Annotated in this window: 24 protein-coding genes; 14 read left to right on the top strand and 10 right to left on the bottom strand. The window is 57.5% G+C overall.

Annotation, left to right across the window (positions count from 1 at the left end):
• Positions 1-24: 24 nt before the first annotated feature.
• The 4 genes from RBB77_RS00755 (at position 25) to RBB77_RS00740 (ending at position 3,478) form a co-directional block, all read left to right on the top strand.
• On the top strand, positions 25-975 hold the full coding sequence (locus tag RBB77_RS00755; protein ID WP_353064273.1) for an aldo/keto reductase: 951 nt from the start codon (positions 25-27) through the stop codon (positions 973-975).
• A 124-nt stretch (positions 976-1,099) separates the two neighbouring features.
• Positions 1,100-1,594: a DinB family protein gene (locus RBB77_RS00750; protein WP_353064272.1), complete on the top strand. Its 495-nt coding sequence runs from the start codon at positions 1,100-1,102 to the stop codon at positions 1,592-1,594.
• 74 nt (positions 1,595-1,668) lie between these two features.
• The gene (locus RBB77_RS00745; RefSeq protein ID WP_353064271.1) at positions 1,669-2,580 is read left to right on the top strand and encodes a VOC family protein; all 912 of its coding nucleotides are present in this window, start codon (positions 1,669-1,671) and stop codon (positions 2,578-2,580) included.
• 37 nt (positions 2,581-2,617) lie between these two features.
• Complete coding sequence (locus RBB77_RS00740) at positions 2,618-3,478, top strand: sugar phosphate isomerase/epimerase family protein (RefSeq protein WP_353064270.1); 861 nt, start codon at positions 2,618-2,620, stop codon at positions 3,476-3,478.
• Between the two features lie 16 nt (positions 3,479-3,494).
• On the opposite strand, the gene RBB77_RS00735 is transcribed toward RBB77_RS00740, so the two are convergent.
• From RBB77_RS00735 to dut, 5 genes are all read right to left on the bottom strand, one after another.
• Positions 3,495-3,872 carry a MerC domain-containing protein gene (locus tag RBB77_RS00735; protein ID WP_353064269.1) on the bottom strand — a complete coding sequence of 126 codons (378 nt, stop codon included), beginning with the start codon at positions 3,870-3,872 and terminating at the stop codon, positions 3,495-3,497.
• A 174-nt stretch (positions 3,873-4,046) separates the two neighbouring features.
• Complete coding sequence (gene purF, locus RBB77_RS00730; RefSeq protein WP_353064268.1) at positions 4,047-5,534, bottom strand: amidophosphoribosyltransferase; 1,488 nt, start codon at positions 5,532-5,534, stop codon at positions 4,047-4,049.
• Entirely contained in the window at positions 5,531-8,050 is a 2,520-nt protein-coding gene (gene purL / locus RBB77_RS00725) for a phosphoribosylformylglycinamidine synthase subunit PurL (protein WP_353064267.1), read from the bottom strand. Before purL ends, purF begins: the two co-directional genes overlap by 4 nt.
• Before the next feature lie 44 nt (positions 8,051-8,094).
• Positions 8,095-8,991: a DUF5996 family protein gene (locus RBB77_RS00720; protein ID WP_353064266.1), complete on the bottom strand. Its 897-nt coding sequence runs from the start codon at positions 8,989-8,991 to the stop codon at positions 8,095-8,097.
• A gap of 50 nt (positions 8,992-9,041) precedes the next feature.
• Entirely contained in the window at positions 9,042-9,494 is a 453-nt protein-coding gene (dut, locus tag RBB77_RS00715; RefSeq protein ID WP_353064265.1) for a dUTP diphosphatase, read from the bottom strand.
• A gap of 217 nt (positions 9,495-9,711) precedes the next feature.
• Between dut and RBB77_RS00710 the strand changes: the two genes are divergently transcribed.
• Positions 9,712-10,173, top strand: a complete 462-nt coding sequence (locus tag RBB77_RS00710; protein ID WP_353064264.1) for a hypothetical protein — start codon at positions 9,712-9,714, stop codon at positions 10,171-10,173.
• Between the two features lie 46 nt (positions 10,174-10,219).
• On the opposite strand, the gene RBB77_RS00705 is transcribed toward RBB77_RS00710, so the two are convergent.
• On the bottom strand, positions 10,220-10,723 hold the full coding sequence (locus RBB77_RS00705; protein WP_353064263.1) for a DinB family protein: 504 nt from the start codon (positions 10,721-10,723) through the stop codon (positions 10,220-10,222).
• Between the two features lie 134 nt (positions 10,724-10,857).
• Between RBB77_RS00705 and RBB77_RS00700 the strand changes: the two genes are divergently transcribed.
• Entirely contained in the window at positions 10,858-11,838 is a 981-nt protein-coding gene (locus RBB77_RS00700; RefSeq protein ID WP_353064262.1) for a helix-turn-helix transcriptional regulator, read from the top strand.
• A gap of 36 nt (positions 11,839-11,874) precedes the next feature.
• Here RBB77_RS00700 and RBB77_RS00695 read toward each other — a convergent pair whose 3' ends face one another.
• Positions 11,875-12,645, bottom strand: coding sequence for an SDR family NAD(P)-dependent oxidoreductase (locus tag RBB77_RS00695; RefSeq protein WP_353064261.1), 771 nt, complete (start codon positions 12,643-12,645; stop codon positions 11,875-11,877).
• 339 nt (positions 12,646-12,984) lie between these two features.
• Here RBB77_RS00695 and RBB77_RS00690 point away from each other — a divergent pair, with 339 nt between their 5' ends.
• The 4 genes from RBB77_RS00690 (at position 12,985) to rpmA (ending at position 15,349) form a co-directional block, all read left to right on the top strand.
• Positions 12,985-13,317 carry an ArsR/SmtB family transcription factor gene (locus RBB77_RS00690; RefSeq protein WP_353064260.1) on the top strand — a complete coding sequence of 111 codons (333 nt, stop codon included), beginning with the start codon at positions 12,985-12,987 and terminating at the stop codon, positions 13,315-13,317.
• Between the two features lies 1 nt (position 13,318).
• Positions 13,319-13,831 carry an SRPBCC domain-containing protein gene (locus RBB77_RS00685; RefSeq protein ID WP_353064259.1) on the top strand — a complete coding sequence of 171 codons (513 nt, stop codon included), beginning with the start codon at positions 13,319-13,321 and terminating at the stop codon, positions 13,829-13,831.
• 837 nt (positions 13,832-14,668) lie between these two features.
• A complete protein-coding gene (rplU, locus tag RBB77_RS00680; protein WP_183974659.1) occupies positions 14,669-14,995 on the top strand; it encodes a 50S ribosomal protein L21 in 327 nt (108 codons plus the stop codon).
• 78 nt (positions 14,996-15,073) lie between these two features.
• Positions 15,074-15,349 (top strand): 50S ribosomal protein L27, encoded by a 276-nt coding sequence (gene rpmA, locus RBB77_RS00675; protein ID WP_179580270.1) that lies wholly within the window; start codon positions 15,074-15,076, stop codon positions 15,347-15,349.
• Between the two features lie 225 nt (positions 15,350-15,574).
• On the opposite strand, the gene RBB77_RS00670 is transcribed toward rpmA, so the two are convergent.
• Positions 15,575-15,988: a zinc-ribbon domain containing protein gene (locus RBB77_RS00670; RefSeq protein WP_353064258.1), complete on the bottom strand. Its 414-nt coding sequence runs from the start codon at positions 15,986-15,988 to the stop codon at positions 15,575-15,577.
• Positions 15,989-16,274: 286 nt separating this feature from the next.
• On the bottom strand, positions 16,275-16,472 hold the full coding sequence (gene rpsU, locus RBB77_RS00665; protein ID WP_014267628.1) for a 30S ribosomal protein S21: 198 nt from the start codon (positions 16,470-16,472) through the stop codon (positions 16,275-16,277).
• A gap of 153 nt (positions 16,473-16,625) precedes the next feature.
• Between rpsU and RBB77_RS00660 the strand changes: the two genes are divergently transcribed.
• From RBB77_RS00660 to aspS, 3 genes are read left to right on the top strand one after another with little or no spacing between them, the layout of a single operon-like run.
• The gene (locus RBB77_RS00660) at positions 16,626-17,147 is read left to right on the top strand and encodes a gamma carbonic anhydrase family protein (RefSeq protein WP_353064257.1); all 522 of its coding nucleotides are present in this window, start codon (positions 16,626-16,628) and stop codon (positions 17,145-17,147) included.
• Between the two features lie 31 nt (positions 17,148-17,178).
• Positions 17,179-18,471 carry a histidine--tRNA ligase gene (hisS, locus tag RBB77_RS00655; protein WP_353067707.1) on the top strand — a complete coding sequence of 431 codons (1,293 nt, stop codon included), beginning with the start codon at positions 17,179-17,181 and terminating at the stop codon, positions 18,469-18,471.
• Between the two features lie 59 nt (positions 18,472-18,530).
• Positions 18,531-20,414 carry an aspartate--tRNA ligase gene (gene aspS, locus RBB77_RS00650; RefSeq protein WP_353064256.1) on the top strand — a complete coding sequence of 628 codons (1,884 nt, stop codon included), beginning with the start codon at positions 18,531-18,533 and terminating at the stop codon, positions 20,412-20,414.
• A gap of 157 nt (positions 20,415-20,571) precedes the next feature.
• On the opposite strand, the gene RBB77_RS00645 is transcribed toward aspS, so the two are convergent.
• The gene (locus RBB77_RS00645) at positions 20,572-21,054 is read right to left on the bottom strand and encodes a hypothetical protein (protein ID WP_353064255.1); all 483 of its coding nucleotides are present in this window, start codon (positions 21,052-21,054) and stop codon (positions 20,572-20,574) included.
• Between the two features lie 450 nt (positions 21,055-21,504).
• On the opposite strand from RBB77_RS00645, the gene RBB77_RS00640 reads away from it, so the two are divergent.
• Positions 21,505-24,282, top strand: coding sequence for an MGH1-like glycoside hydrolase domain-containing protein (locus tag RBB77_RS00640; protein ID WP_353064254.1), 2,778 nt, complete (start codon positions 21,505-21,507; stop codon positions 24,280-24,282).
• Positions 24,283-24,351 lie beyond the last annotated feature (69 nt).

Raw genomic sequence — 24,351 nt, 5'->3', positions numbered from 1 at the left:
ACCTCGAGACACGTCCAATCGAACATGGACAAGAAACAACTAGGCAACTCTGATCTCCTTCTCTCCCCCATCGGCTTCGGCGCATGGGCCATCGGTGGCGGCGACTGGCCCTTCTCCTGGGGCCCTCAAGACGATAACGACTCCATCGCTGCAATCCACAAAGCCCTCGACCTCGGCATCAACTGGATCGACACCGCCGCCGTCTACGGCCTCGGCCACTCGGAAGAGATCGTCGGCAAAGCCGTAAAATCCGCCTCGCAAAAGCCCTACCTCTTCACCAAAAGCTCTATGGTCTGGGACGACAAGCGCGAGATCACCAACAACCTGAAGCAAATTCGTCGTGAGTGCGAAGACAGCCTCCGCCGTCTCCAGGTCGAAGCCATCGATCTCTACCAGGTTCACTGGCCCAAGCCCGATGAAGATATCGAAGAAGGTTGGACCGTAATGGCTGACCTGCAGCGCGAAGGAAAAGTCCGCTGGATCGGCGTCTCCAACTTCAGCGTCTCGCAGATGGAGCGCGCCCTCAAAATCGCCCCCATCACCTCCAACCAGCCGCCTTACTCCATGCTCAACCGAGCCGTAGAAGCCGAAATCCTCCCTTTCACGCACAAGCACAACATCGGCACCATCAACTACGCCCCCATGCACTCCGGCCTGCTCACCGGAGCCATGACCAAAGAGCGCGTCGCCGCTTTTCCCAAGGACGACTTCCGCCGCAACGCAAAGAACTACCAGGAGCCGTTGCTCTCCCGCAACCTCGCCGTGGCCGACTTCCTCAAAACCGTCGGCACGCGTCACAACGTCACTGCGGGAGTAGTAGCTATTGCCTGGACGCTCCATAATCCCTCCATCACCGCAGCCATCGTCGGAGGCCGCAACGCCCGTCAGGTCGAAGGCGTCATCCCCGCCATCACCTTCCGGCTCACCGAAGCCGAGTACGCGGAGATCAGCGCATTCCTCGCCGCGCATCCATAAACCAAAACATCGAGACAGGGCTGCCGCATTACAGAAGTTCGTATGCCAGCCCTGTCGAGATACCCTTGTCACGTTCGAACATTCTTATGGCATCTTTCGTAAATAGAAAGAGGGAGAAAAGACCGTGACCCAACCCGCACTCACCGCCAACGAACTCATCGCCTGGGTAGAAAAAACCTCAACCGGCTGGCGCAATCTTCTGGCTGCCCACCCCGAAGTGCTCGCTCTCCCCTGCGACATCATGAAGGTCGAATCCGTCGCACAGCTCCTGCAGCACATCGTCGCCGTGGAGCTCCGCTTCGCCGAGCGCCTATCCGATCTCCCCGCGACCGACTACACCAGTATCCCCTACGACTCAGTCGAAAAAATCTACGCTACCCACGACCACGCCTTCGCACTCGTCCACAAGGTTCTCGCCTCGAATATTGACTGGGACCATCCCATCGAGTTTTCCACTCGGGTCATGGGCCCAGCCCGTTCCACCCCCAAAACCATCCTGTTTCACCTTCTCCTGCACAGCATTCGCCACTACGCACAACTCGCCACTCTCGCCCGTCAGCAAGGCATCAAGCCCGACTGGGGGATGGACTACCTCCTCATGAACCTCGAGGCTGTTTAATTCAGTTCTGCAATCAACCCTCGCTGTACGCGGTTTTTTGACAAAGGTCGGACCACCAACTAAAGTTGTCTCCCATGCGCAGACCCGTGCCATCTATCCCGCTCCTGACGGTAGTTTGCCTCCTCCTCTCCCTCTCAATCTTCACGCGTGCCGAGCAGCGACCTGCCATCACCGGCATCGCCTTCGTCCGCATGTACACCGGCGACCCCAACGCCTCCGCAACCTTCTACGGTAAAACCCTCGGCTACGGACACGCCAACTCGGACGGCATCACACGCTACTCCGTCAACGATCTGCAATGGCTCGAAGTGGAAGCTCTCCCAACCCCGGCTCCCACTAGCCGCCTCGCCGCCGTAGCCTTCACCACCCGCGACGTCGCAGCCCTCCAGCGCTATCTCGAAGCCCACAACATCGCGATCGAGCACCCGCTATCCCACGGAGCCTTCGCGGTTCGCGACCCCGAAGGCAATCTCATCTACTTCGTTCAGGAGGGAACCAAGGTTACCGGCCTTCCCGTTGCCTCGCCCAACGCTCCCTCTCACCGAATCATCCATGCTGGCTTCCTCGTCAAAGATGCCGACGCCGAAAACCGCTTCTACCGCGACCTGCTCGGCTTTCGCCCCTACTGGCACGGAGGCATGAAAGAAGGCAAGATCGACTGGGTCAGCCAGCAGGTCCCTGACGGCACCGACTGGCTCGAGTACATGCTCGAGGGCGGACCCGACCCTTCAGCCAAAACCCTCGGCGTCCTCAACCACTTCTCGCTCGGGACTCCCCACATGCCCGACGTGATCGCAGCTCTCGCCCGCAACCAGTGCGAAGGCCCCAACTGCACCAAATCCCAGATGGGCAAAGACGGCAAGGTCCAGCTCAACCTCTTCGACCCCGATCTCACCCGCGTCGAATACATGGAGTTTCAACCCTCCGGCACCCCTTGCTGCTCCCCAATCCTCGGCAAGCCGCCCACCGAGACCGAAAATCGCTAACATCTCCGCAGCCAGTCAGAAATCAGGAGCATCGACCATGCCCACCCGCCGCGACTTCCTCCGTCTCTCCGCCCTCGCCACCGCCGCCGGCTGCACCCTCGGCCGCACCAGCTTCGCATTCGCAGCCGGCGCCCCATTCGCCTACGGCGTCCAGCTCTACATGGTCCGCAAGCAGGCCCCGCAGGATCTCGCCGGCATCCTTCAATCCATCCAGGAGATCGGTTACACCCAGATCGAACTCTTTCCCCTCGTCTACACCCACCCTGCGCCCGAGCTCCGCAAGATCGTCGCTGACTCCGGCCTCGGCCTCGTCTCCGCGCACTTCGACTACGCCAGCGTTCCCACAAAGATCGACTACGCCCACCAACTCGGCCTCGAATACATGGTCTGCCCCATGATCCCCAAAGACCAATGGAACCTCGAAGGCTTCCGCAAAGCCGCCGCTGACTTCAACACCTGGGGACAAAGCGTTCACGCGGCCGGCATGCAGTTCGCCTTTCACAACCACTGCTACGAGTGGGCTCCCCAGGGCCTCACCACCGGCTTCGACGAGCTCATGAAGCACACCGACCCAGCTTACGTGAAACTCGAGCTCGACATGTACTGGCTCGCCCAGGCCGGCCAGGACCCCCTCACCATGCTCACCCGCTACGCCAACCGCGTCCGTCTCCTCCACCTCAAAGACCGCATCGCCAACGCCCCTACCGGCTTCATCATGGGACCCGAGGCCAAGCACATCACCGAACTCGGCAAGGGAACGCTCAACTGGGCCGCCATCTTCGCTCAGGCCCACAAGCAGGGCATCCGCTACGCCTACCTCGACCAGGACGACACCGCGCTCCCCATCCTCGAAAGTCTCAAAGAAAACTTCGCCTACCTCCAAACCATCAAGGCCTAGAGAGTCACTCTCAGCGTCAACAGACGCCCGTCTCCGAGTGCGAGCACCGTCTGCACGCCTTGCAGAACGTGTGATTCATCCGGTGCGCGCAGATCATCAGAACGCTCCCCGTCATCGTCACGGCCACCTCATACCCGTGAGACGGCAGCCGTCCCCCGAAGAACGCACCCGCGAAGATAAACCCCAGCCCCAGCGCCATCAGCCCAAGAATGCGCCGCCGTCCATGCGTCCGAAATCCCTTCACCAGCGCCATCGCTCCCAGCGCAGCGACGCCCACCGCCAGCGCACGATGCGTCCTCTCCTCGCCAGGAATAAAACGAGCCATCACCACCGACATCGACACCAGCACTGGCGTCACCACACAATGCACTACACAGAGCGCAGAAGCCCACATCCCCAAATTATCCGCAGAAAAAGTTGAAGCCCGCAACGATGCACTCATTTTTCAAGGTTCTTTCCAGAAGAGATTAGACATAGGATTCCATCCGACTTATTCGCTATTGATATTCTATTATCATTTAAACAATTTAGTCTTCTCCTTGCCGCCACCACATCAGCGGAGGAAAACCTAAGCCGTAGTCACAGCAGGCAGAATCTCAGACACGTCCACCCACTGCGTCGGGTAATCCCCCGTGTAGCAAGCCGTACAGAAGCTCCCCGGCGACAGCCCATCCACCGGCTCCCCCTTCGTACACGAGTGCGTCAGCCCCACCAGGCTCAAATACGCCAGCGAATCCGCTTCGACAAAAGAGCAAATCTCCGCAACAGACTTATTAGCCGCGATCAGATCTTTCTTCGAAGGCGTATCCACTCCATAAAAACAAGGCGAAATCGTCGGCGGACAAGAGATCCGCAGATGCACCTCTGTCGCGCCCGCAGCCCGCACCATCCTTACAATCTTCCTCGAAGTCGTCCCGCGAATGATCGAGTCATCGATCAAAACGACGCGCTTGCCTTCCAGCAGGTTCCTCATCGGGTTCAGCTTCATCCTCACGCCGAAGTCCCTCACCCGCTGCTCCGGCTGAATAAACGTCCGCCCCACATAGTGGTTTCGAATCAGTCCAAAATTAAACGGAATCCCCGACTCCGCCGCGTACCCAATCGCAGCCGTCACACCCGAGTCCGGCACCGGCACAATCAAATCCGCTGGCACGCCCGACTCTCGCGCCAGCTGCCGCCCCATCTCTTCGCGCGATTCCTGCACCCACCGGCCAAAGATCTTCGAGTCCGGCCGCGCAAAATAGACATGCTCAAACACGCAGCTCGCCTGATCTGTCGTGGTGTTGAAGTAGCGGCTTGTCACGCCCTCTTCCGAGACCATCACCAGCTCGCCCGGCTTCACATCGCGTTCATACTTCGCATGCAACAGGTCGAACGCACACGTCTCGCTCGCAAACACAAAGGAATCCGGGGCTCCATCCTTGCCTTCAATTCGTCCCATCGCCAGCGGCCGAAACCCATGCGGATCCCGCGCAGCAAAGATGCGGTTCCGCGTCATCATCACGATCGAAAACGCGCCCTGCACCTGCGTCAGCGCTTCCGCCATACAGTCAATCAGCGTGTTCTTCGTCGAGTGCGCAATCAACTGAATAATGATCTCTGAGTCCGACGTCGTCTGAAAGATCGCACCATCGCGCTCCAGCCGTTCCCGCGACGTCCCCAGGTTGATGAGGTTGCCGTTGTGCGCAATCGCGATCAGTCCCTTCGTGCTCTCCACCGAAATCGGCTGCGCATTCAGCAACGCCGAATCTCCCGTCGTCGAATAACGTGTATGCCCAATCGCAATATGCCCCGGCAGCTTGCCCAGCACATCGTCGGTAAAGATCTCCGACACCAGTCCCATGCCCTTGATGTCGTTAACCTGCTGCCCATCCGCGCTGGCAATCCCCGCCGATTCTTGCCCGCGATGCTGCAGCGAATACAAGCCCCAGTACGTCATCCGCGCCGCGTCAGGATGGTTATAGATCGCCATCACGCCGCACTCTTCGCGCAGCTTATCGAACGGCGTCTCGTCTTCTTCAATCGTCAATTCATCCTCAACCAGAAGATCGCTCATGCCGTCACCACCTCTGCGGCCAACTGCTCTTCCAGCGCGCCCGTCCACGCCCCCTTCAGCGCAGCGATTGGTTCATCGATCACTTTCTTCCCATTGATTACACACTCATAGTTGCCTGCGGTCACCTCGCCCAGCGGAGCCATCCAAACCTTAGGATGCTCAGTGAGCAACGTCCGAATCGCCTCGACACAGCTCGCGTCCGCAGAGACAATCACCGAAGATGCTGTCTCGCTGAAGAAGCGCTCCTTCAACGCGAAGGGCTCGCTCTCAGAGACATTCATCGACATGCGAACCCCCAACTCGCGCGGAAAACAAGCCTTCGCAAACGCAACCGCAGAGCCGCCATCCGAGATGTCCATCGCCGAAACCAGCAGACGTTTCTCCGCAAGCGCTGCAAGCGCCTTATGCAGCGCCGCCTCTTCGGCCACGTTCAGCAACGGCGGAGCGCCCCAAAGCTCATGCATCACCGTCTTCGCATACTCGGTCGATCCAAACTCCTGTTCGATCCTTCGTCCCTCGCCCTGAAACGCAGAGAGGAACAGAACCACATCGCCCGCCTTGCGAAACGCGGAAGGCACAGCCTTCGTCACATCGTCAATAATCCCGACGATCCCAAGCACCGGCGTGGGATAAATCCCCTCGCCTTTCGTTTCGTTGTAGAGCGAAACATTTCCGCCCGTCACCGGCGTCCCCAGCGCAATACAAGCCTCGGCAATCCCGTCGATCGCCTGCGAAAGCTGCGCCATGATCTCCGGCTTCTCAGGATTTCCAAAGTTCAAACAATTCGTAGCCGACACCGGCGTCGCGCCCGTGCACGCAACCTTTCGCGCTGCCTCGGCTACTGCATGCATCGCGCCAACCTTCGGATCGAGATACGTCCATCGCCCATTGCCCGCCAGCGCCATCGCCAACCCGCGATCGCCCTTCTCCGCCTCTGTAAACTCATGCGACTCATCCGGCGAAACCACCGGATTCGTAGAGTCCAGGCTATCGGTCGAAAGCGTCGCCTCGCCTTGCGGAGTCGAGGAAGCTACCAGATCCGCTAGTTTTCCCAACAAGCCACGATGATGCGGGGCGCCCACCGACCTCCCGGTACCCTTGATCCGGATCACACCTGCCTCGCCACCCGGTCCCTGCACCGTGTTGGTCTGCACCATCGAGTCATACTGCTCATACACCCAACGCTTATCGCAGATATTGGAGCTCGCCAGCAGCAACTTCAGATCCGCCGTCAAGTCACTCGGCCTCTTCAGTTCTTCCAGAACATGCGCCGGTGGATCGAGCGGCACCGGTGCCTTCCAGACTCCCACAGGCCGGTGATACACAGGAGCGTCATCGGTCAAACTTCTATTCGGAATATCCGCCACCAGCTCCCCATGCTGCGTGATCACCATATTCGGCTTCTCCGTCACCACTCCGACGATCGAAGCATCCAGCCCCCACTTCGCGAACACATCCAGAACCTCCTGCGCCCGGGGCTTGTCGGCCACCAGCAGCATTCGCTCCTGGCTCTCGCTCAACATAATCTCGTAGCTCGACATCTTCGTCTCACGCTGCGGCACTAGGTCCAATTCCACCGTCAACCCAAGATCTCCACGCGCACCCATCTCGCAGGTCGAGCACGTCAAACCCGCCGCACCCATATCCTGAATCCCGAGCACCGCACCGGTAGCCATCGCCTCCAGGCAAGCCTCTAGCAACAGTTTCTCCAGAAACGGATCGCCCATCTGCACATTAGGCCGCTTCTGTTCCGAGCCCTCGGTAAACTCCTCAGACGCCATCGTGGCCCCGTGAATCCCATCGCGGCCCGTCTTCGCGCCAACGTAGATCACAGGATTCCCAACGCCCGTAGCCTTCGCATAAAAAATCTCATCGCTGCGAACCAGCCCCAGCGCAAACGCATTCAGCAGCGGATTGCCCGAATAACAAGCCTCGAATCGCGTCTCCCCGCCAACATTCGGAACGCCAAAGCAGTTCCCATACCCAGCCACGCCATGCACAACACCGGTCGCGATCTGGTGATTCCGTCTCCGAAGCGACTCATCCGCCTCAGCTTCATCCAGAGGCCCAAAACGCAGCGAATCCATTACAGCCAGCGGCCGCGCATTCATCGTAAAGATGTCCCGCAGAATCCCACCCACACCCGTAGCCGCACCCTGATAAGGCTCAATGTAACTTGGATGATTGTGCGACTCGATCTTGAACGCACAAGCCCACCCATCGCCCACATCGATGATCCCGGCGTTCTCCCCCGGCCCCTGCACGACGCTCCCCGGTCCGGTCTTGCGTTCACCTTTCGTCGGCAGCCGCTTCAAATGCACGCGCGAAGACTTATAAGAGCAGTGCTCCGACCACATCACAGAAAAAATCCCTAACTCAGTCAGGGAAGGGGTGCGTCCAAGCGCGGTTTCGATGCGCGCATACTCCTCCGGAGTGATACTGTGCTGCTTGAGCAGCTCCGGAGTAATGGTGGCTGGGGAGGGGACTTTGGCTTGCTGGGCTTGCAGATTTGGCATGGCTCGCTATTAAGATTGTCGCACGCTAAGCCCCCTGCTGCACCTTACTGCCGCTCCAGCGCCGCCCGGTCCCACTTCGCCACATCCGCAGCCGCCCCATACGCGCTCTCCAAAAACTCCATCAGCGCCTTCTCCGGAGCCACCAGCGCCCGCACCGCGTCGTACTTAAACACAAACTCCCCCAAAGCCTTATCCCAACCCGCCCCCCCAGGCCGAATCGTCGCCTCCGACAACCCCGCCGGCACCGGAGCCGCATAGCAGTAGAACGCCGCTGCCCCATACCCACCGTTCCCCGGCCAGAACCCCGCCGAGATCACCTCATGCGAATAAGCCTCCCGCTGAATCGAATCAGCCCCCGGTCGAGGCGGCGCGAGCCGTCCAGAGAACCGCGTCACCGCCAGATCGAAGCTCCCCCAGAAGAAATGCACCGGGCTCACCTTCCCCAGAAATCCCGTCCCCCATGCACGAAACACCTTATCCGCATGCACCAGCACCTGCCAGAACCGATGCACGTACTTCGCGTCGTACGACTTATGCTCCGTATCGATATCGAACCGAACGGGATCCGCCACCTCCACCGGCATCGGATTGATCTTCACCGAAACCCCAAGCTCCTTCATGCATCCCTGATACTCCTCGTAAAAGTCCGCCACGGTCCGCGCCTTGAGCTTCATCACCTGAGACTCCCCGGATCCCATCCTTAAGTGCAGCTCATGAGCCACAAAGTCGAACTCAATATCCAGTACATCGTCTTCATAAGGTATCGCCGAGGTCCCTAGCCCCCGTGCCGTCACATAGAGTGGCACATTCCACCAATGGTTTTGCAGCGGAGTCAGTACCATCCTTGTCTTGCCCACAATCTGCGTCCACATATGCAGCGTATCCGCCGTCGCCGCCCAATCCCCCCACGCCAACTCAGGCCACTGCGAAGCTCCACTCATAACCCTCCCGCAGACTCAAAAACCAGTAGCCGAAAGCATACGCCGCAGACCTAGCTCCCCGTACTCCCAAACCCCCTCACGCCCCGCGGAGCCTCCACCAGCTCACTCACCTCGTCAAACACCGCCTCAATCCGCCGCACAATCCGCAACTGCGCAATCCGATCCCCAGCCTTGATCTCCACCGCCGCCGAGCTCAAATTCGTCATCACCACCTTGATCTCCCCCCGGTACCCCGGATCGATCACTCCGGCCAGCGTCGTCACTCCACGCACGGCCAGCCCCGACCGATCCTCCACCAGCGCCCCATGCGTCGAAGGAAACTCCATCGCCACGCCCGTAGCCACCGCCATCGTCCCACCAGCCTCCAGCATCGCCCCCACCACAGCATAAAGATCCGCCGCCAGGTCCCCAAACTCCCCCGTATGCGCATACCGCGGCAACTGAGCCTCCGGCTGCAACTTCACCACCCGAATCCGCACCGCATCGTCCAATCTCGCCGCCATTAAGCCTCCAAAAAACTCATTCGAATTCCTATTCTCACCCGAGCCAGAATTCCGTCCCACTTATCCACATCCCCCCACAGCATCTAACGGTTTTGTATCCCACCTTTGGGGGAGAACCTCGTGCTCATTTTTCGGCTTTTCCTCGCTTTCCCAGAGTCAAATCACTAGCGAGGGACGTCTTGATATGCAAAGCCCGAAACAACAGGAGAGTCGTATCGTGGCCATCAACACCGAGCAGGCGACTGTAGCCCCTTCACGCCGAGTAACGGCACCTTCGCCCACCATCTGGCTGAAGCGCCTCATCGACAGCGGAACCCTTTACATCCCCCAGAACCTCAACCCGACCCAGTTTGCCACCCTCCAGGCGATCACCCTGCTCCTCTCGCATTCCGGCTCGTACTACGCCGCCTCCCGCCTCGATGCAACTCTCGTCACCAGCGCCGCCACAGCCCCACCCGACGCCCCCGCGCCCCCCATCGCCTTCGACTACCGCCTGGGTCTCGACGAGATCGAAACCATCACCCGCACCCGTACCGGCTACTCCTTCACCGAGCTCCACACCGACCTACAGGACGCCATCCTCAGCCTCATCGCCTCCCGCGACCTCACCAGCCGCAAGCTTGACCTCGCATACTGGCTCGAGGACCTCCACTTCCAAACCCTCGAACTCGCAGCCTGAAGCAGATAGCAGGTTCATTCTGCTATCCGCCCCCTCTAACTACTACCTAGTGAAACTCATCCGCGCTAGGGCCATAAATCGCCGGCACCTTAGCATCATTCAACCGCAGATAAACCGTAAGCTGCCCACGATGATGTGCCAGGTGGCTCAACGCACCATTTGAAATCGTGAAATACCTCGGTCCCTCCGAAAGCACCTGATCCCCCATCTTCAGCTTCCAGGTTTTCATCAGATGGTCTTCCGTCGTGTTCTCCAGCGACTTCCGCGAAGCCTTCAGCCCATCCTCAAGCAGCGAAGCCAACTCAGCTCGCGTCTCCACCGCCTTTGTCTGGAATTTCTTTCCATTCCCATTCAAATCCAGCTCATCGTGATCGATCATCAACGCCACCCAACCCGGCATCGTCGCTACCAGAGCCGCAAGCTTTCCCAACTCCATTGACTTCTCATGCGGCTTCCACGAGTTCTGCCCCTCGGGCACCCGCTCAATCGCCTTGCGTGACGCCTCTGCTTCGCTCTCCAGCTGCTCCAGAAAATATCGTTTGAACTCCATCACACTTCCTCCTCAGAAAGCCTCTGGCTCTCAATTCAGAAGTTATTCGCCCATATATGACATCTGCTGTCATATATATGAAATAGCTCTATCTAGAAAGAAAGGGGAGCAAAAGAAAGAAGCGCACACTAGCCATGAAGTCCGACCGCCTCCTCTCTACCCTCATGCTCCTTCAGGCCCACGGCCGTCTCTCCACGCGCGAGGTAGCAGAGCGCCTGGAGATCTCGCAGCGCACCGCCCATCGTGACATGGAAGCCCTATGCACCGCGGGCATTCCGCTCATCGCCCACCGCGGTTCCAGCGGCGGCTGGGAGCTGCAAAAAGGATGGCGCACCAAAGTCCCCGGCCTCGACGACGCCGAACTCCAGGCCCTTCTCATGGCCCAGCCCAGCGCTCTCGGAGATCGCAAACTCACCGCAGCCGCCCAGCGCGCCTTCGACAAACTCATGGCCTCCATGCCTACCGCCATGCGCCTTCAGGCCCACTCCATTCAGGCTCGCCTGCACATCGACCCCACCGGATGGAGACCCTCCCCCGAAGATCTCTCCATGCTTCCCATCGTGCAGGACGCCCTTGCCAGCGACTGCAAGCTCACCTTCCTCTACACCCGCGCCGACGGCGAGCTAAGCTCCCGCACCGTCGACCCTCTCGGCCTCGTCTGCAAACAAACCGTCTGGTATCTCATCGCGCAATCTGCTGTGGGCACGCGTACCTACCGCATCTCTCGCATACGCGAAGCAGTCGTGCTCGCACTCCGATCCATCAGGCCACCCGACTTCGATCTCGCTGCTCACTGGAAACAAAGCACGGCAGCGCTCAAAGAACACCCCCAGACAGTCACCACGATCCTCGCCCTCTCAGACGACGGCGTCGCATCCGTCGAACGTTGGTGTCCCATGATTCCCGAACTCAACCATCGCGCAGCACGCACTTTGCCCAAGGGCTGGCGCCTCTTTCACGTCAAGTTCGAAAACTACCAGCAAGCCCGCTTCGTTGTCCTCGGCCTTGGCTCTCGCGTAGCAGCCATCGCACCGCCGGAACTCTGTAAAGACATCAAATCCGAACTCCGCCGCATGCTTAGGCCTGCACAAAAATACGAGCGCAGCCCTATTTGAAATTTCCAGCGTCTTTGGCTGAACGTCATCGTCAAACTACCGCTTGCGCATCCGCAGACTCTGCCAGCTCCCATCCACTGTCCACCCGCCATCCACGGCCAGAGCCTGCCCATTCACAAACCCACTGCGCTCCGGCTCCGCCAGAAACAGAATCGCCTGCGCAATATCCTCCGGCGACGCAAACCGTCCCATCGGATTCACGCCTTCAATATCCGCATCGTTATACCCACCACCCACCTGGTCAGCAATATCCATCTCTGTCTTCACCCATCCCGGACAAACCGCATTGCACCGCACGCCACGCCCACCCCACTCCGCCGCCAAAGTCCGCGTCAACCCAATCAGTCCATGCTTCGAGGCGTTATACGCCGACCTGTCCGCAATCCCCACCAAACCCGCGATCGAAGCCACATTCACAATGCTCCCGCTCCTCTGTTCCAGCATCATTGCGCCAAACGCCTTCGCCAGAAGAAACGGAGCAAGCAGATTTACCTTCAACACACGTAGAAACGCTTCTCCTTCTACCGTCTCTGCCGGTGCAATAAAGCTGATCCCTGCATTGTTCACCAGCACATCCAACCGTCCCCACCGCGAGCGCGCCACCTCCACCGCACGCTTCACCACCGCCTCATCCGAGATGTCCCCCAACACCTCTTCAACCTCAACCCCGGCCTTCTTCACCGCCTCTACCGTAGCCGTACAAGCCTGCAGATCCATCAGCAACAACCCATACCCCGCCGCCGCTAAAACCTCCGCCGCCTTACGCCCAATCCCCTGCGCCGCCCCAGTAACAATCGCAATCTTCATGCAAAAAGATTACTGCGAGACATCGACGGGTTGCTACACGCAAGCCGACTTCCCGTTACCAATCTCTCGATGAGTGACTCGGCGATTTACCACTCACCGCGTAGGTCCCGGCGAGTTGTCTGGCAAAGATCACTTGCCAACAGGGCGGTGAGACACCGAGAAGGTTCCAGAGACAATCCGCATTCCTCCTGGCCCCTAATGCCAGCGCCATAGCCCTTGCCGGCTCGCCCCTCCTGCGCAGAGCATCAATCAGCGCAGGTGTCAGGGCTGAGAGATCAGGGAACAGCAATTAGAAATCGCAAAATTCATACTTGACACCGATGGAATATCCACTACCATATGGTTGTGGATCGGCTAGGTACAACATTTGCGGCTTTGTCTGATCCCACCCGTAGGGCGATGATCGAACGACTCTCGCGTGGGCCTGCCTCTGTGCATGGATTGACGGAACCGTTTGCACTGTCGCAACAGATGATTTCAAAGCATATTGCCTACCTGGTACGGGCGCGGATCGTGATCAAGACGAAGCGTGGACGAGAGAGTGTGTGCACGCTTAGGCCCGAGGCCATCAAGACAGTCAGCGACTGGGCGATTAGCTATCGCCGATTCTGGGAAGAGAGTTTCGACAAGTTGGAAGTGGTCGTAAATCAAATGAAGAAAGAGGAGGTCTGAGATGAAAGAAAACACGATTAGCGAAGTTGAGCGGATGGTCATCACAAGAATTTTTGAGGCTCCACGCAAATTGGTTTGGAAGGCGTGGACTGACCCGAAGTATGTGATGCAGTGGTGGGGTCCGAAAGGATTCACCGCGCCTGTTTGCAAGATGGATTTTCGCGTGGGAGGAAAATTCCTCTGGTGCATGAAAGGGCCAGATGGAGAAGTTGTGGGCTGGAATGGAGGCGAGTACTTCGAGATTGTTGAGCACGAGAAGATCGTTTACTCGATGTACTTTGCTGACGCGGAGGGAAACAAGCTGGACCCTGCGCAATATGGGATAGAACTTGAGGCCATGGACGATGCGCACGATGTGGTTCTCTTTGAGGATTTTGGAGACGGCCAGACGAAACTCACCTTGATTGGAAGTGAACCTATGGAGAGCGCAAGAAATAGCGGTCAGCTCGAGGGCTGGAACGAGATATTCGATAAAGTTGCCGCGGTTGTTGCTGGGCTGGCGCAAGCGAAATAGGAAGTTGACGTTTGACGATTGTCATGCGCGAGATACAGCTGAGGCTAGCGGCGGAGGCTTGCTTAGAACAGGCTTTTCGCCGCTCATCCGAAGAGTCACCTTCCGGATGAGTGACCCTTGGCTCAACTGTTGACTTCAGGGCGATGCACTCGTCTGGCAAGGTTCGAAGCAACCTCGGAATGTTTGCCCTGATAAACGCGCTTGGCGGAAGTATAAGGAGAGCAGATCCCTGCGCTTATCTTTGTTGCTGCATGCCTTTCGCACCGCGAACCCGACACTGCGTCCCAATAAATTTTGTCAAGCCCCAAACTTCACAAAACCAGCTCCAGTCGCTACTTTTCACGTGGCGTATTACCCCCCACTAACCGGGTACAATTAAAAGACGAAGCCTCTTGTAGAAAGAGACTTGGCTGGTCTGGAAGAAGAGCCGCAACCCTAAGAAAACAAGTATTTTGTGCGTAAGTTCCATGGAATCAATATTTTGCAGACATGGAGCCGTTGTAAGCTAATCAAAACAATAGACTTGCTTACAAAATACCCCGAGGGTAGAGGGGGAGGGGTAGCCGAAGTGAAAGGGAAAGAAGGGAAATCAGAACACCTTCCCGTTGACCCCCCTTCAGGAACGCGATACACTCATTAAGTTTGGCGCTGCAACCCATGTGTCTTCATCTCAAGGGTTGCAGGGACGACAGGCTTAGGCCCGGCGGTCATTGGAAATTCAGACTGCGATGGCTTGACCGGTTGGCTTACTGTAGTGCTCCTGTATGCGCCCATGCAGCACAATCTATTTCTGAAGAAAGCGGTCAGCATCACGCGACTCCGCTTGAGGTTCTAGTCATGTACGCAGTCATCCGCACCGGCGGCAAACAGTATCTGGTCTCCCCTGGCGAGAAGTTGAAGATTGAAACCACCGCCCACGAGAACGGCAACATCGAGTTCTCCGACATCCTCGCCGTCAGCGGCGAAGAGGGTAAGTTCGAGTCCGACCTCACCGGCGCCAAGGTTCTCGCCTCCGTCGTCGCACACGGCCGCGGCGAAAAAATCCTCGTCTTCAAGCTCAAGCGCAAGAAGCAGTACAAGAAGATGCAGGGCCACCGCCAGAACTTCGTCGAGGTCAAGATCAACGAGATCCTCGTCAACGGCAAGAGCTTCAAGGAAGCGTAAAAGCTTTCTGACAGATTTTTAGTTTTCAAGATTCAGTGAGCGCAAAGGCCCAGAGGGCAGCGCGAAAGAGGCAATCGAATGGCACATAAAAAAGGTTTAGGTTCTTCTAAAAACGGCCGCGACTCAAACGCTCAGCGGCTCGGAGTCAAGGTATTCGGTGGTCAGACGATCCTCGGCGGCGGCATCATCGTCCGTCAGCGTGGCACCCCGCTCAAGCCCGGCGCCAACGTCGGTCGCGGCAAGGACGACACCCTCTTCGCCAAGGTCGACGGCATCGTCCGCTTCCAGGACAAGGGCCAGCACGGTCGCTTCGTCAACGTCGATCCCGCTGAATTGACTTCAGTTCCCGTCTAAGCACCACAGGTCACTGGCAACTGACCATCAGTTACCACGAAGTCACCACATATTTGCAACAAGAAAACCCTGCCTATGCAGGGTTTTCGCATTTCAGAGATCTTTGATGGCCTAAGCATCGCCCCGAACATCGGCACTGCTCTTGGCTTATGGAACTCGAAGTCAAGAACCTGCACACTCCCAACCACTCACCTCTTAGCGTGAGGGTCATGGACAACGCACAGACTAGACTCGGGAGGCCGCCAGCAGCTCGATGCTCGCCGGAATACGCTCTCCGGGAGAGCCGGCAACCATCTCTGCCGTCGCCGCCGCGGTAACAAGAGCTCCAGTAGTGGGAGCTCGCTTGCTCTGGAAGCACTGCCGGCAAAGCACCGGGCGTCCCTGCGTTGGCTTGAACGGCACGGTAGTCTCCACGCCACACTCCGAGCACTCCGTGCGAGTCTCGGTTCGTGACAGGCCAGCCGCCGCCGGACCCGTACCTGTCTTCAAGCCGACCCCGGAACGTTTGGACTTGCATGGCTTGCAACGCTTTGGGTCGTTCTTGAACTGTTTGTCGAAAAAAAAGAGTTGTTCCCCAGCGGTGAAGATGAATTCGCCACCGCAGTCTGCACAGGTTAATAGCCGATCCAGAAATTCCATGCCGCTTCTCCCGTCCTACGGAGGAAGAACACTCAGGAGGTCGATCGTGGCTGACATCGCCGAGGGTCTACCTTTAGTGAAGATCGTTACTTTTGGATTTGAAGGGGCCCAGAACTGCGAGTTCGTGGAAAACATCTCGTTTGCCGGTCAATGTGAGCCGATGAAAAAGGCTCTCTCTGCCGGGGCTAGGCGATGGCGGGAGTCCATCTCTAGCGATTTCAGGGGGCCGTCTCTTCAAACTCTTCATCAGAGAAGGAGACGGCCCACTATGGCTACGGAGCTGAAACTAATCCTGCTCCTTACGGACTTTCTTGCGATTGCGCTTGCGTGCAAGCGCTTCTTTCACACGTTTCTTCTCACCTGGTTTTAGATAAAAAGAGTGACGCTTGACTTCCTTGATGATGTCTTCTGTCTGCACCTTGCGCTTGAAGCGCCGCAGGGCATTCTCAAGGGGTTCGCCTTCTTGTACTCGAACCTCTGCCAAGAAAAATACACCTCCAACCAGTCCCAATGGGGATATCTTCTAGAATACTCGTCTTTTCAGAGAAAATCACACAAATCGTTGGTAATTCAGAGCCGAGTACCGTCCGATGTCTTGAACTGAAGAGTTTTGCAGGTACAGCGTAAAATCTATTCCATGATCCGTGCGTTTCAAGGAATTAAACCGGTAATTTCTACTGGCTGCTACATCGATCCTTCAGCTCAGATAATCGGCGACGTTACGCTCGCAGAGCAAGCCAGCGTCTGGATGAACGCGGTCTTGCGTGGAGATGTCAACTCTATCCGAATTGGCGCCCGCAGCAATGTACAGGATTGCGCTGTTTTACACGGCATGCGCAATCTGTACCCGGTCATCGTTGGCGAGATGGTCACGATCGGCCACAATGCCACCGTACACGGCTGCGTTCTCGAAGATGCCGTCCTCATCGGCATCGGTGCGACGGTCCTCAACGATGCGAGGATTGGGGAAGGATCCATCGTTGCGGCAGGAGCGGTGATTCCGGAGCATACGTTGATCCCGCCGAACTCGTTGGTGGCTGGTGTTCCGGGAAAGGTGCGGAGGACGCTCGGCGATGCGGATCGGGAGTTGATCCTGAAGTACGCGCAGAACTACCTGGACTACACTGCGATCTACCTCGCAGAAGCGGCTGGTGCCTAAATCCAGTGTGGCTTTCGCTACACTGGATGAGATGGCTACTTTGAAGGCAGTACGCGGGACTCGGGATCTGTTACCTCCGGAGACAGCGCTTTGGAACTATGTGGAAGCTACGGCGAGAGCCGTATTCGCGCGTTACGGGTTTGGGGAGATTCGGACACCGATCTTCGAGGACACGGCTCTGTTCGCGCGTGGTGTTGGCGAGGAGACGGATATTGTCTCCAAGGAGATGTACACGTGGCAAGATCGTACGCGTGCTGATAGCGATAGTGCGCAGAGCTTGACGCTGAGGCCCGAGAACACGGCTGGGGTTGTGCGCGCGTATATCGAGCACAAGCTTGGTGATACTGGAATGCTGCAGAAGCTGTTCTATATCGGGCCTCAGTTCCGGCGCGAGCGGCCGCAGCGTGGAAGATATCGGCAGTTCTGGCAGATCGGGGCTGAGGTGCTTGGACCAGCTTGGTCGGGTGCTGATAGTGCGCTGCGTGATGCCGAGGTTCTGGAGATGCTTGCTACCTTCCTGAACGAGCTTGGCGTGAAGGGATGGAAGCTGGAGGTGAATTCGGTTGGTTCGTCGACCGATCGGCCGAAGTATATCGCTGCCCTGCGTGATGCTTTAGCTCCTGTGAAGGACAAGATGAGTGCGGACAATCAGCGCAGAGCGGAGACGAATCCGCTGCGTGTGCTGGACTCGAAGGATGCTGGCGATCAGGAGATCATCAACGGTCTGCCGAAGATCGCGGACTTCCTGGATGATGCGAGCAAGGAGCACTTTGCTCAGGTGCTTGCTGCGCTTGATGCCTGTGGTGTTGCTTATACGGTGAATCCGCGGTTGGTGCGTGGTTTGGACTACTACACGCGGACGACGTTCGAGTTCACTGTCCCTGATGGAAGTGGTTTGGGAACGCAGAACGCGCTGCTTGGTGGTGGAAGATACGACGGATTGTCGGAGTTGCTTGGTGGTCCGAAAGCTCCTGGAATCGGGTTCGCGATTGGGGAAGATCGGTTGATCCTTACGCTTCAGGCTCAGGAAGCTGTGGCGAAGGAGCGGAAGCTCGATGCGTTCGTTGCTCCTATGGGAGTTGAGCGGAATGCTGCTGCGCTTGCGCTTGCGCAGGAGCTTCGTCGAGCAGGACTTTCGGTAGAGGTTGGAGATGGAAGTTTCCGCCTGAAGAAGTCCTTCGAAGCTGCCGATAAGCTCGCTCGGAGAATGGTGATTGTCGGCGAAGATGAGGTTTCGTCGGGTATTCTGACGGTTAAAGACTTTAGTGCTGGAGATCAGACGAAGGTTCCTCGCGCTGAACTTGCGGGTTTTCTGCGCGCTTAGTGAATCTGCTTCCTGATTAGCTCCTTGCGAGCGACTTCGATTTGAAAGTGAATGAGATCATGTTGGATTTTTTAGGTAGTTTGCAGCGGACCCATATGTGTGGCGAGCTTCGCGTGGAGCAGGATGGGCAGCCGGTGGTGTTGATGGGTTGGGTGAATCGCCGGCGGGACCATGGAAACCTGATCTTTCTCGATGTGAGGGACCGGAGTGGGATTACTCAGGTCGTGCTCGATAAAGAGGTGTCCGGTGATGCGCATGCGAAGGCTGAGGCTGCGCGATCGGAGTACGTTGTTGCCGTGAAGGGCAAGGTTCGGCGGCGTGGCGCGGGGCTTGAGAACCCCAACATGCCTACTGGCGCGATCGAGGTTGTGGCGAGTGAGTTGCTGCTGCTGAACGAGGCGAAGACTCCTCCGTTTTCTCCGGCGGATGATGCGATTGCGAACGAAGAGGTTCGGTTGAAGTATCGCTATCTTGATCTGCGACGCACGGAGATGCAGCATAACTTCGCGCTGCGCAGCAAGGTTGCGATGGCGATTCGCAACTTCCTTGTCGAGCAGGGCTTTCTTGAGATTGAAACTCCTTTCATGACGCGGTCTACGCCTGAGGGAGCGCGTGATTATCTTGTTCCGAGCAGAGTTCATGCGGGGAGCTTCTATGCGCTGCCGCAGTCGCCGCAGATCTTCAAGCAGATCCTTATGATCTCGGGGTTTGATAAGTACTTTCAAATCGCTCGCTGCTTCCGTGATGAGGATCTTCGTGCGGACCGGCAGCCGGAGTTTACCCAGATCGACCTTGAGATGAGCTTCCCCCAGCAGGAGAAGGTGTTTCGTGTGGTCGAGGGTTTTCTGACGGCTGCGTTCAAGACGGCTTCGATTTCGTTGACGACTCCTTTTGTGCAGATGACTTATGACGATGCGATCAGGAACTATGGGATCGACAAGCCGGATATGCGGCTGCCGGCGATGGTTTCGCTGACTGATGTGCTGACGCCCGAGTTGCGTGAGACGTTGAAGATTGAGAAGGAGCTGCCGGTGCTTGGGTTTGTGATTCCCAAGGCGGGTACGCTGAGTGGGACGCAGAAGCGTGCGCTGGTGGAGGAGATTCGCGCCGCGTTTGGTGACTGCGGACTCGACTTTCTGGATGTGGCTCGGTTGAAGACGAACGATGCGTTTGCTCCGCTTGCTTCTGTCATTGAGGCGAAGCTGAGTTCTGTAGATCCCACCCTTTCCGATAAGGCCGGAAAGGATGGGGCACCCGTAGGTGCTGCTTCGAGTACTGGTGACGATTTGGTCATCGTGATAACTCCTAAGATTGGTACTCCGGCGAAGTGGAACTTCGATCCGCAGTGGATCTATAAGCGGGTTGGTGCTTTGCGGTTGCAGCTTGCCGCGAAGTTTGCCGACAAGCATGGGCGGTTTGTGAAGACTGGTACTGAGGCCGATTACAAGTTTCTTTGGGTAACCGACTTCCCGATGTACGAGTGGGATGAGGAGAGCAAGGTTTGGAATGCGGCGCATCATCCGTTTACCTCTCCGCATGAGGAGGACATCAAGGCGGGGCGGTTGACGAACGATAAGGGTGCGGTGCGTGCGCTTGCTTATGACATCGTGCTGAATGGAACGGAGCTTGGTTCGGGCTCGATTCGTATTCACCGGCAGGATGTGCAGGCGGAGATCTTCCGGTCGCTGGGCATGTCGGATGCAGAGGCCAAGGAGCGGTTTGGCTTCTTCCTGGATGCGCTGGAGTATGGCACGCCTCCGCATGGTGGCATTGCTTTGGGACTGGATCGGATTGTGATGATTCTTGCTGGAGCGACTAGCCTCCGTGAGGTGATTGCGTTTCCGAAGACGGCGAAGGCGATCGATTTGATGGTCGATGCGCCTACGCCGGTGAGCGATCAGCAGATGCGGGAACTGCATTTGAAGACTGTGGTTCGAAGCTAACTGCCCACTGCGCGTGGGGCGGTCACTTCGTGACTTGTATACCCCTTCGGTTGGCGCTCCCGTTGGTCGCGAGGGGATGTTTTGCGCCGACCAACGGGAGGCCGGTGGCGAAGCCGGTATGCGCGTCACGAAGTGACCGCTGCCCGCGTAGGGCGCTTTAATCGTCTTCGTTTGCCTCTTCTTCTTTGTCGTCATCGAGGGCGACGTCAGCCTTTTCATCGTATTGTTCGTTGATCTCTACCGTGGCTCCGGGTTGCGCGAGGTCAAGGCCCTCCGTGCTGGATTCGACATCGCGCACGACTTTGGGTGCGTACGGTTTGGTGTTGAGGCTGGTGGCGTTTTGCGAGGCCAGCTGCAGCCCGTAGAGCAAAGCAGTGGCGCGACGGATGTCGAGGTTGCCGGTAGCAAGAGCGTTGATGACAGTCGAGAGTGCAACCTGAACAGACTCGCGGTCTTCGAGTGTCGACAACTCGATGTGCTGGCCGGGCAGGAGGTAACCACGGGCGGCGCCGGTGTAGCGATACTTCTGGTGGCTTTGGTGCAGGCGGGAGTGGAAGTAGCACCACTGTTGCTCGGTGAGAGCTGGGGCCTGGCACTGAAGGCCGGTGGTCTTGATGTGACGGCAGAGCGGGTACTGCATGGTCGTCTCCTTGGGGGGGTGGCCCCCCGGGGTTACCCCCTAAAAGTCCAATGGTTGCAGGAACTTAGCGAAATGTGCCTCGCTAAATTCGTGCAACCATTGGGGTTATAGCTAAATTCGTCTATCTAAAGGAGAAAGCCCCAGCGGGTCGCGCTGAGGCCTTCTTTTGCATTCCTGTATTCATTATAGAGAAGTGTGTGGAACTAATACGCCACGCGAATCTCCTTGATTGGCGCGGGTTTGAGGCGTTTGGGGGCTTGACAAGATTTTCGCCAGGCGCGGAGAAGCAGCGGTCGATCTGACAAAACTCTTGAAGTTGTCGGGACATAAGTTGTCGGGGAGGGAGATTTGTAGGGATATGCTTCTGTTTGTAACGACCCGGGTTTAAGATTTGTGCTCGATTCATCGCAGGTGGGCCCCGCAGTACGTAGAGATCAAAGGGAGGGGATCATGACCGAAGAGCAGAGCAGACTTGTTGAGGCTAAAACGAAAACCGTCCCATGGAAGAAGTGGGGCCCTTACCTGAGCGAGAGGCAATGGGGGACGGTTCGCGAAGACTATAGCGCGGATGGAAATGCGTGGGATTACTTTACGCATGATCAGGCAAGGTCGCGGGCGTATCGGTGGGGCGAGGACGGGCTTGCTGGATTGAGCGACGACCACCAGGTGCTGTGTTTCGCGCTGGCGCTGTGGAACGGCAAGGATCCGATTTTGAAGGAGCGGCTGTTTGGATTGACCAACAGCGAAGGCAATCACGGCGAGGATGTGAAGGAGTACTACTTCTATTTGGATAGCACGCCTACGCACTCGTACATGAAGTACCTGTACAAGTATCCGCAGGCTGCTTATCCGTATGACGATTTGGTAAAGACCAATCGGGAGCGTGGGCGTGCGGGGGCGGAGTATGAGTTGCTCGACACGGGCGTGTTCAACGAGGACCGGTACTTCGATGTGTTTGTGGAGTATGCGAAGGCGGGTGCGGAGGATCTGGGGATCAAGATCAGCGTTGCGAATCGCGGGCCGGAGGAGGCGGTGTTGCATGTGCTGCCGACGGTTTGGTTTCGGAATACGTGGATGTGGTCGGATCATGGTGGGAAGCCGGAGTTGAAGGGGTCGCAGGGGAAGGGATACGGCGCGATCTCGGCGCACCATACGGACCCGATCTTTCAGGAGTCGCTGCCGGATTACACGCTGTATTGCGAGGGAGACGCTCCGCTGCTGTTTACGGAGAATGAGAGCAATAACAAAAAACTGTTTGGGTCGGAGAACGCTTCGCCTTATGTGAAGGATGGTTTTCATAATTATGTGATCCATGGGGAGAAGGGCGCGGTGAATTCGGCGATGGTGGGAACGAAGGCGGCTCCTTACTATGTACTGAAGGTGGGGGCGGGCGAGACGAAGGTGGTGCGGCTGCGGTTGGCGCGGACGAGTGCTGAGTTGGAATCGAAGCCGTTCAAGGATTTCGATCAGTTGTTTGTGACGCGGCTGAAAGAGGCGGATGCATTTTATGCGTCGGTTACGCCGGATAGGGTGATGGCGGATCCGGATCGCGCGATGGTGATGCGGCAGGCGATGGCGGGGATGTTGTGGAGCAAACAGTACTTTTATTACGACTTGAATTTGTGGTTGAGGGAACACAAGGTGGGGCCGTGGTGTACGCCGGAGACGCGGCAGAAGGTGCGTAATGGCGAGTGGTTTCATATGTACAACGACGACATTATTTCGATGCCGGATAAGTGGGAGTATCCGTGGTATGCGGCGTGGGACCTGGCGTTTCATATGCTGGCGTTTCAGTCGGTGGACTCGGACTTTGCGAAGGCACAGCTGGAACTGATTCTGCGGAATGATTATCTGCACCCGAATGGACAGATACCGGCGTATGAGTGGAACTTCGGGGACACGAATCCGCCGGTGCATGCGTATGCGACGATTCAGATTTATATGAGCGATAAGGAACGGAATGGCGGGAAGGGGGATCTGGAGTTTCTGTCGTATGCGTTCTCGAAGCTGCTGGTGAACTTTACGTGGTGGCTGAATCGGAAGGACCGCTCGGGGAATAATTTGTTCGAGGGCGGATTTCTGGGGCTGGACAATATTGGGGTGTTCGACCGGAGCGCGCCGCTGCCGAATGGCGGGTATCTGGAGCAGGCGGATGGAACGGCCTGGATGGTGTTCTTTAGCCAGCAGATGCTGCGGATTGCGGTGGAGCTGGCGTTGAACTACCCGGTCTACGAGGAGTTTGTGGTGAAGTTCTTCGAGCACACGATGTGGATTGCGGGTGCGATGGATCGGATGGGGAAACAGCAGGACACGATGTGGGACGACGAAGATGGATTCTTCTACGACGTGCTGCGGCTGCCGGATGGCGAGGCGTTTCGGATGAAGGTGCGATCGATGGTGGGGCTGTTGCCGTTGACTGCGGTGGCGATCTTCGAAGAAGACCTGATGGAGAAGCTGCCGACGTTCCGGAAGCATGCGCAGCAATTTCTGGCGCGGCACCCTGAGCTGGCGGAGAATCTGCATATGCCGGGGACGCCTGGATTGGCGGGGCGGCGGCTGCTGGCTACGGTGAACGAAGACAAGCTACGACGGATCCTGACGAAGATGCTGGACGAGAACGAGTTTTTTGGTCCGCATGGCATTCGGGCGCTGTCGCGCTATCACATTGATCATCCGTTTAAGTTCACTTTGGCAGGGCATGAGTCTCAGGTTTCGTATGTGCCGGGGGATTCGGATAGCGGGATGTTTGGAGGGAACTCGAACTGGCGCGGGCCGGTGTGGATGCCGGTGAACTTTTTGCTGTATGTGTCGTTGCTGCGGATGGGAGCGTACTACGGCGATACGTTCAAGATTGAGTGCCCGACGGGATCGGGGAAGGAGATGAATCTGTTTGAGGTGGCGCAGGAGTTGGGAGAGCGGCTGATCAGCACGTTTACCAAAGACAGCACGGGGAGGCGGGCGGTATTTGGGAGTGCGGAGAAGTTTCAGACGGATCCGCTTTGGCGTGACAATGTTCTTTTCTATGAGTACTTCCATGGCGATACCGGTGCGGGTGTGGGAGCAAGCCACCAGACGGGCTGGACGGGATGCATTGCGCGGGTCATCCAGGCGAATGGGGCATTTGAGGTGAAGGATCTCGCGGACAAAAACGTCGAAGAGAAGGCGGTCAAGCTGGGACTGGGCGAGAAGGCTGTAGAGGCGGCAGTGGTTGCGGCGGTCACGAAGTAGGGAGTTTTCCGGGATTTCTTTTGAGTGTAGCGGCTTGTTTCTTCAGCGCTGGTTGGGGCTGTTGCGACG

Source organism: Tunturibacter psychrotolerans (assembly GCF_040359615.1).
Lineage (GTDB): Bacteria > Acidobacteriota > Terriglobia > Terriglobales > Acidobacteriaceae > Edaphobacter > Edaphobacter psychrotolerans.
The sequence above is the reverse complement of the archived record's forward strand: the minus strand, read 5'-3'. Positions and strand labels throughout refer to the sequence as shown.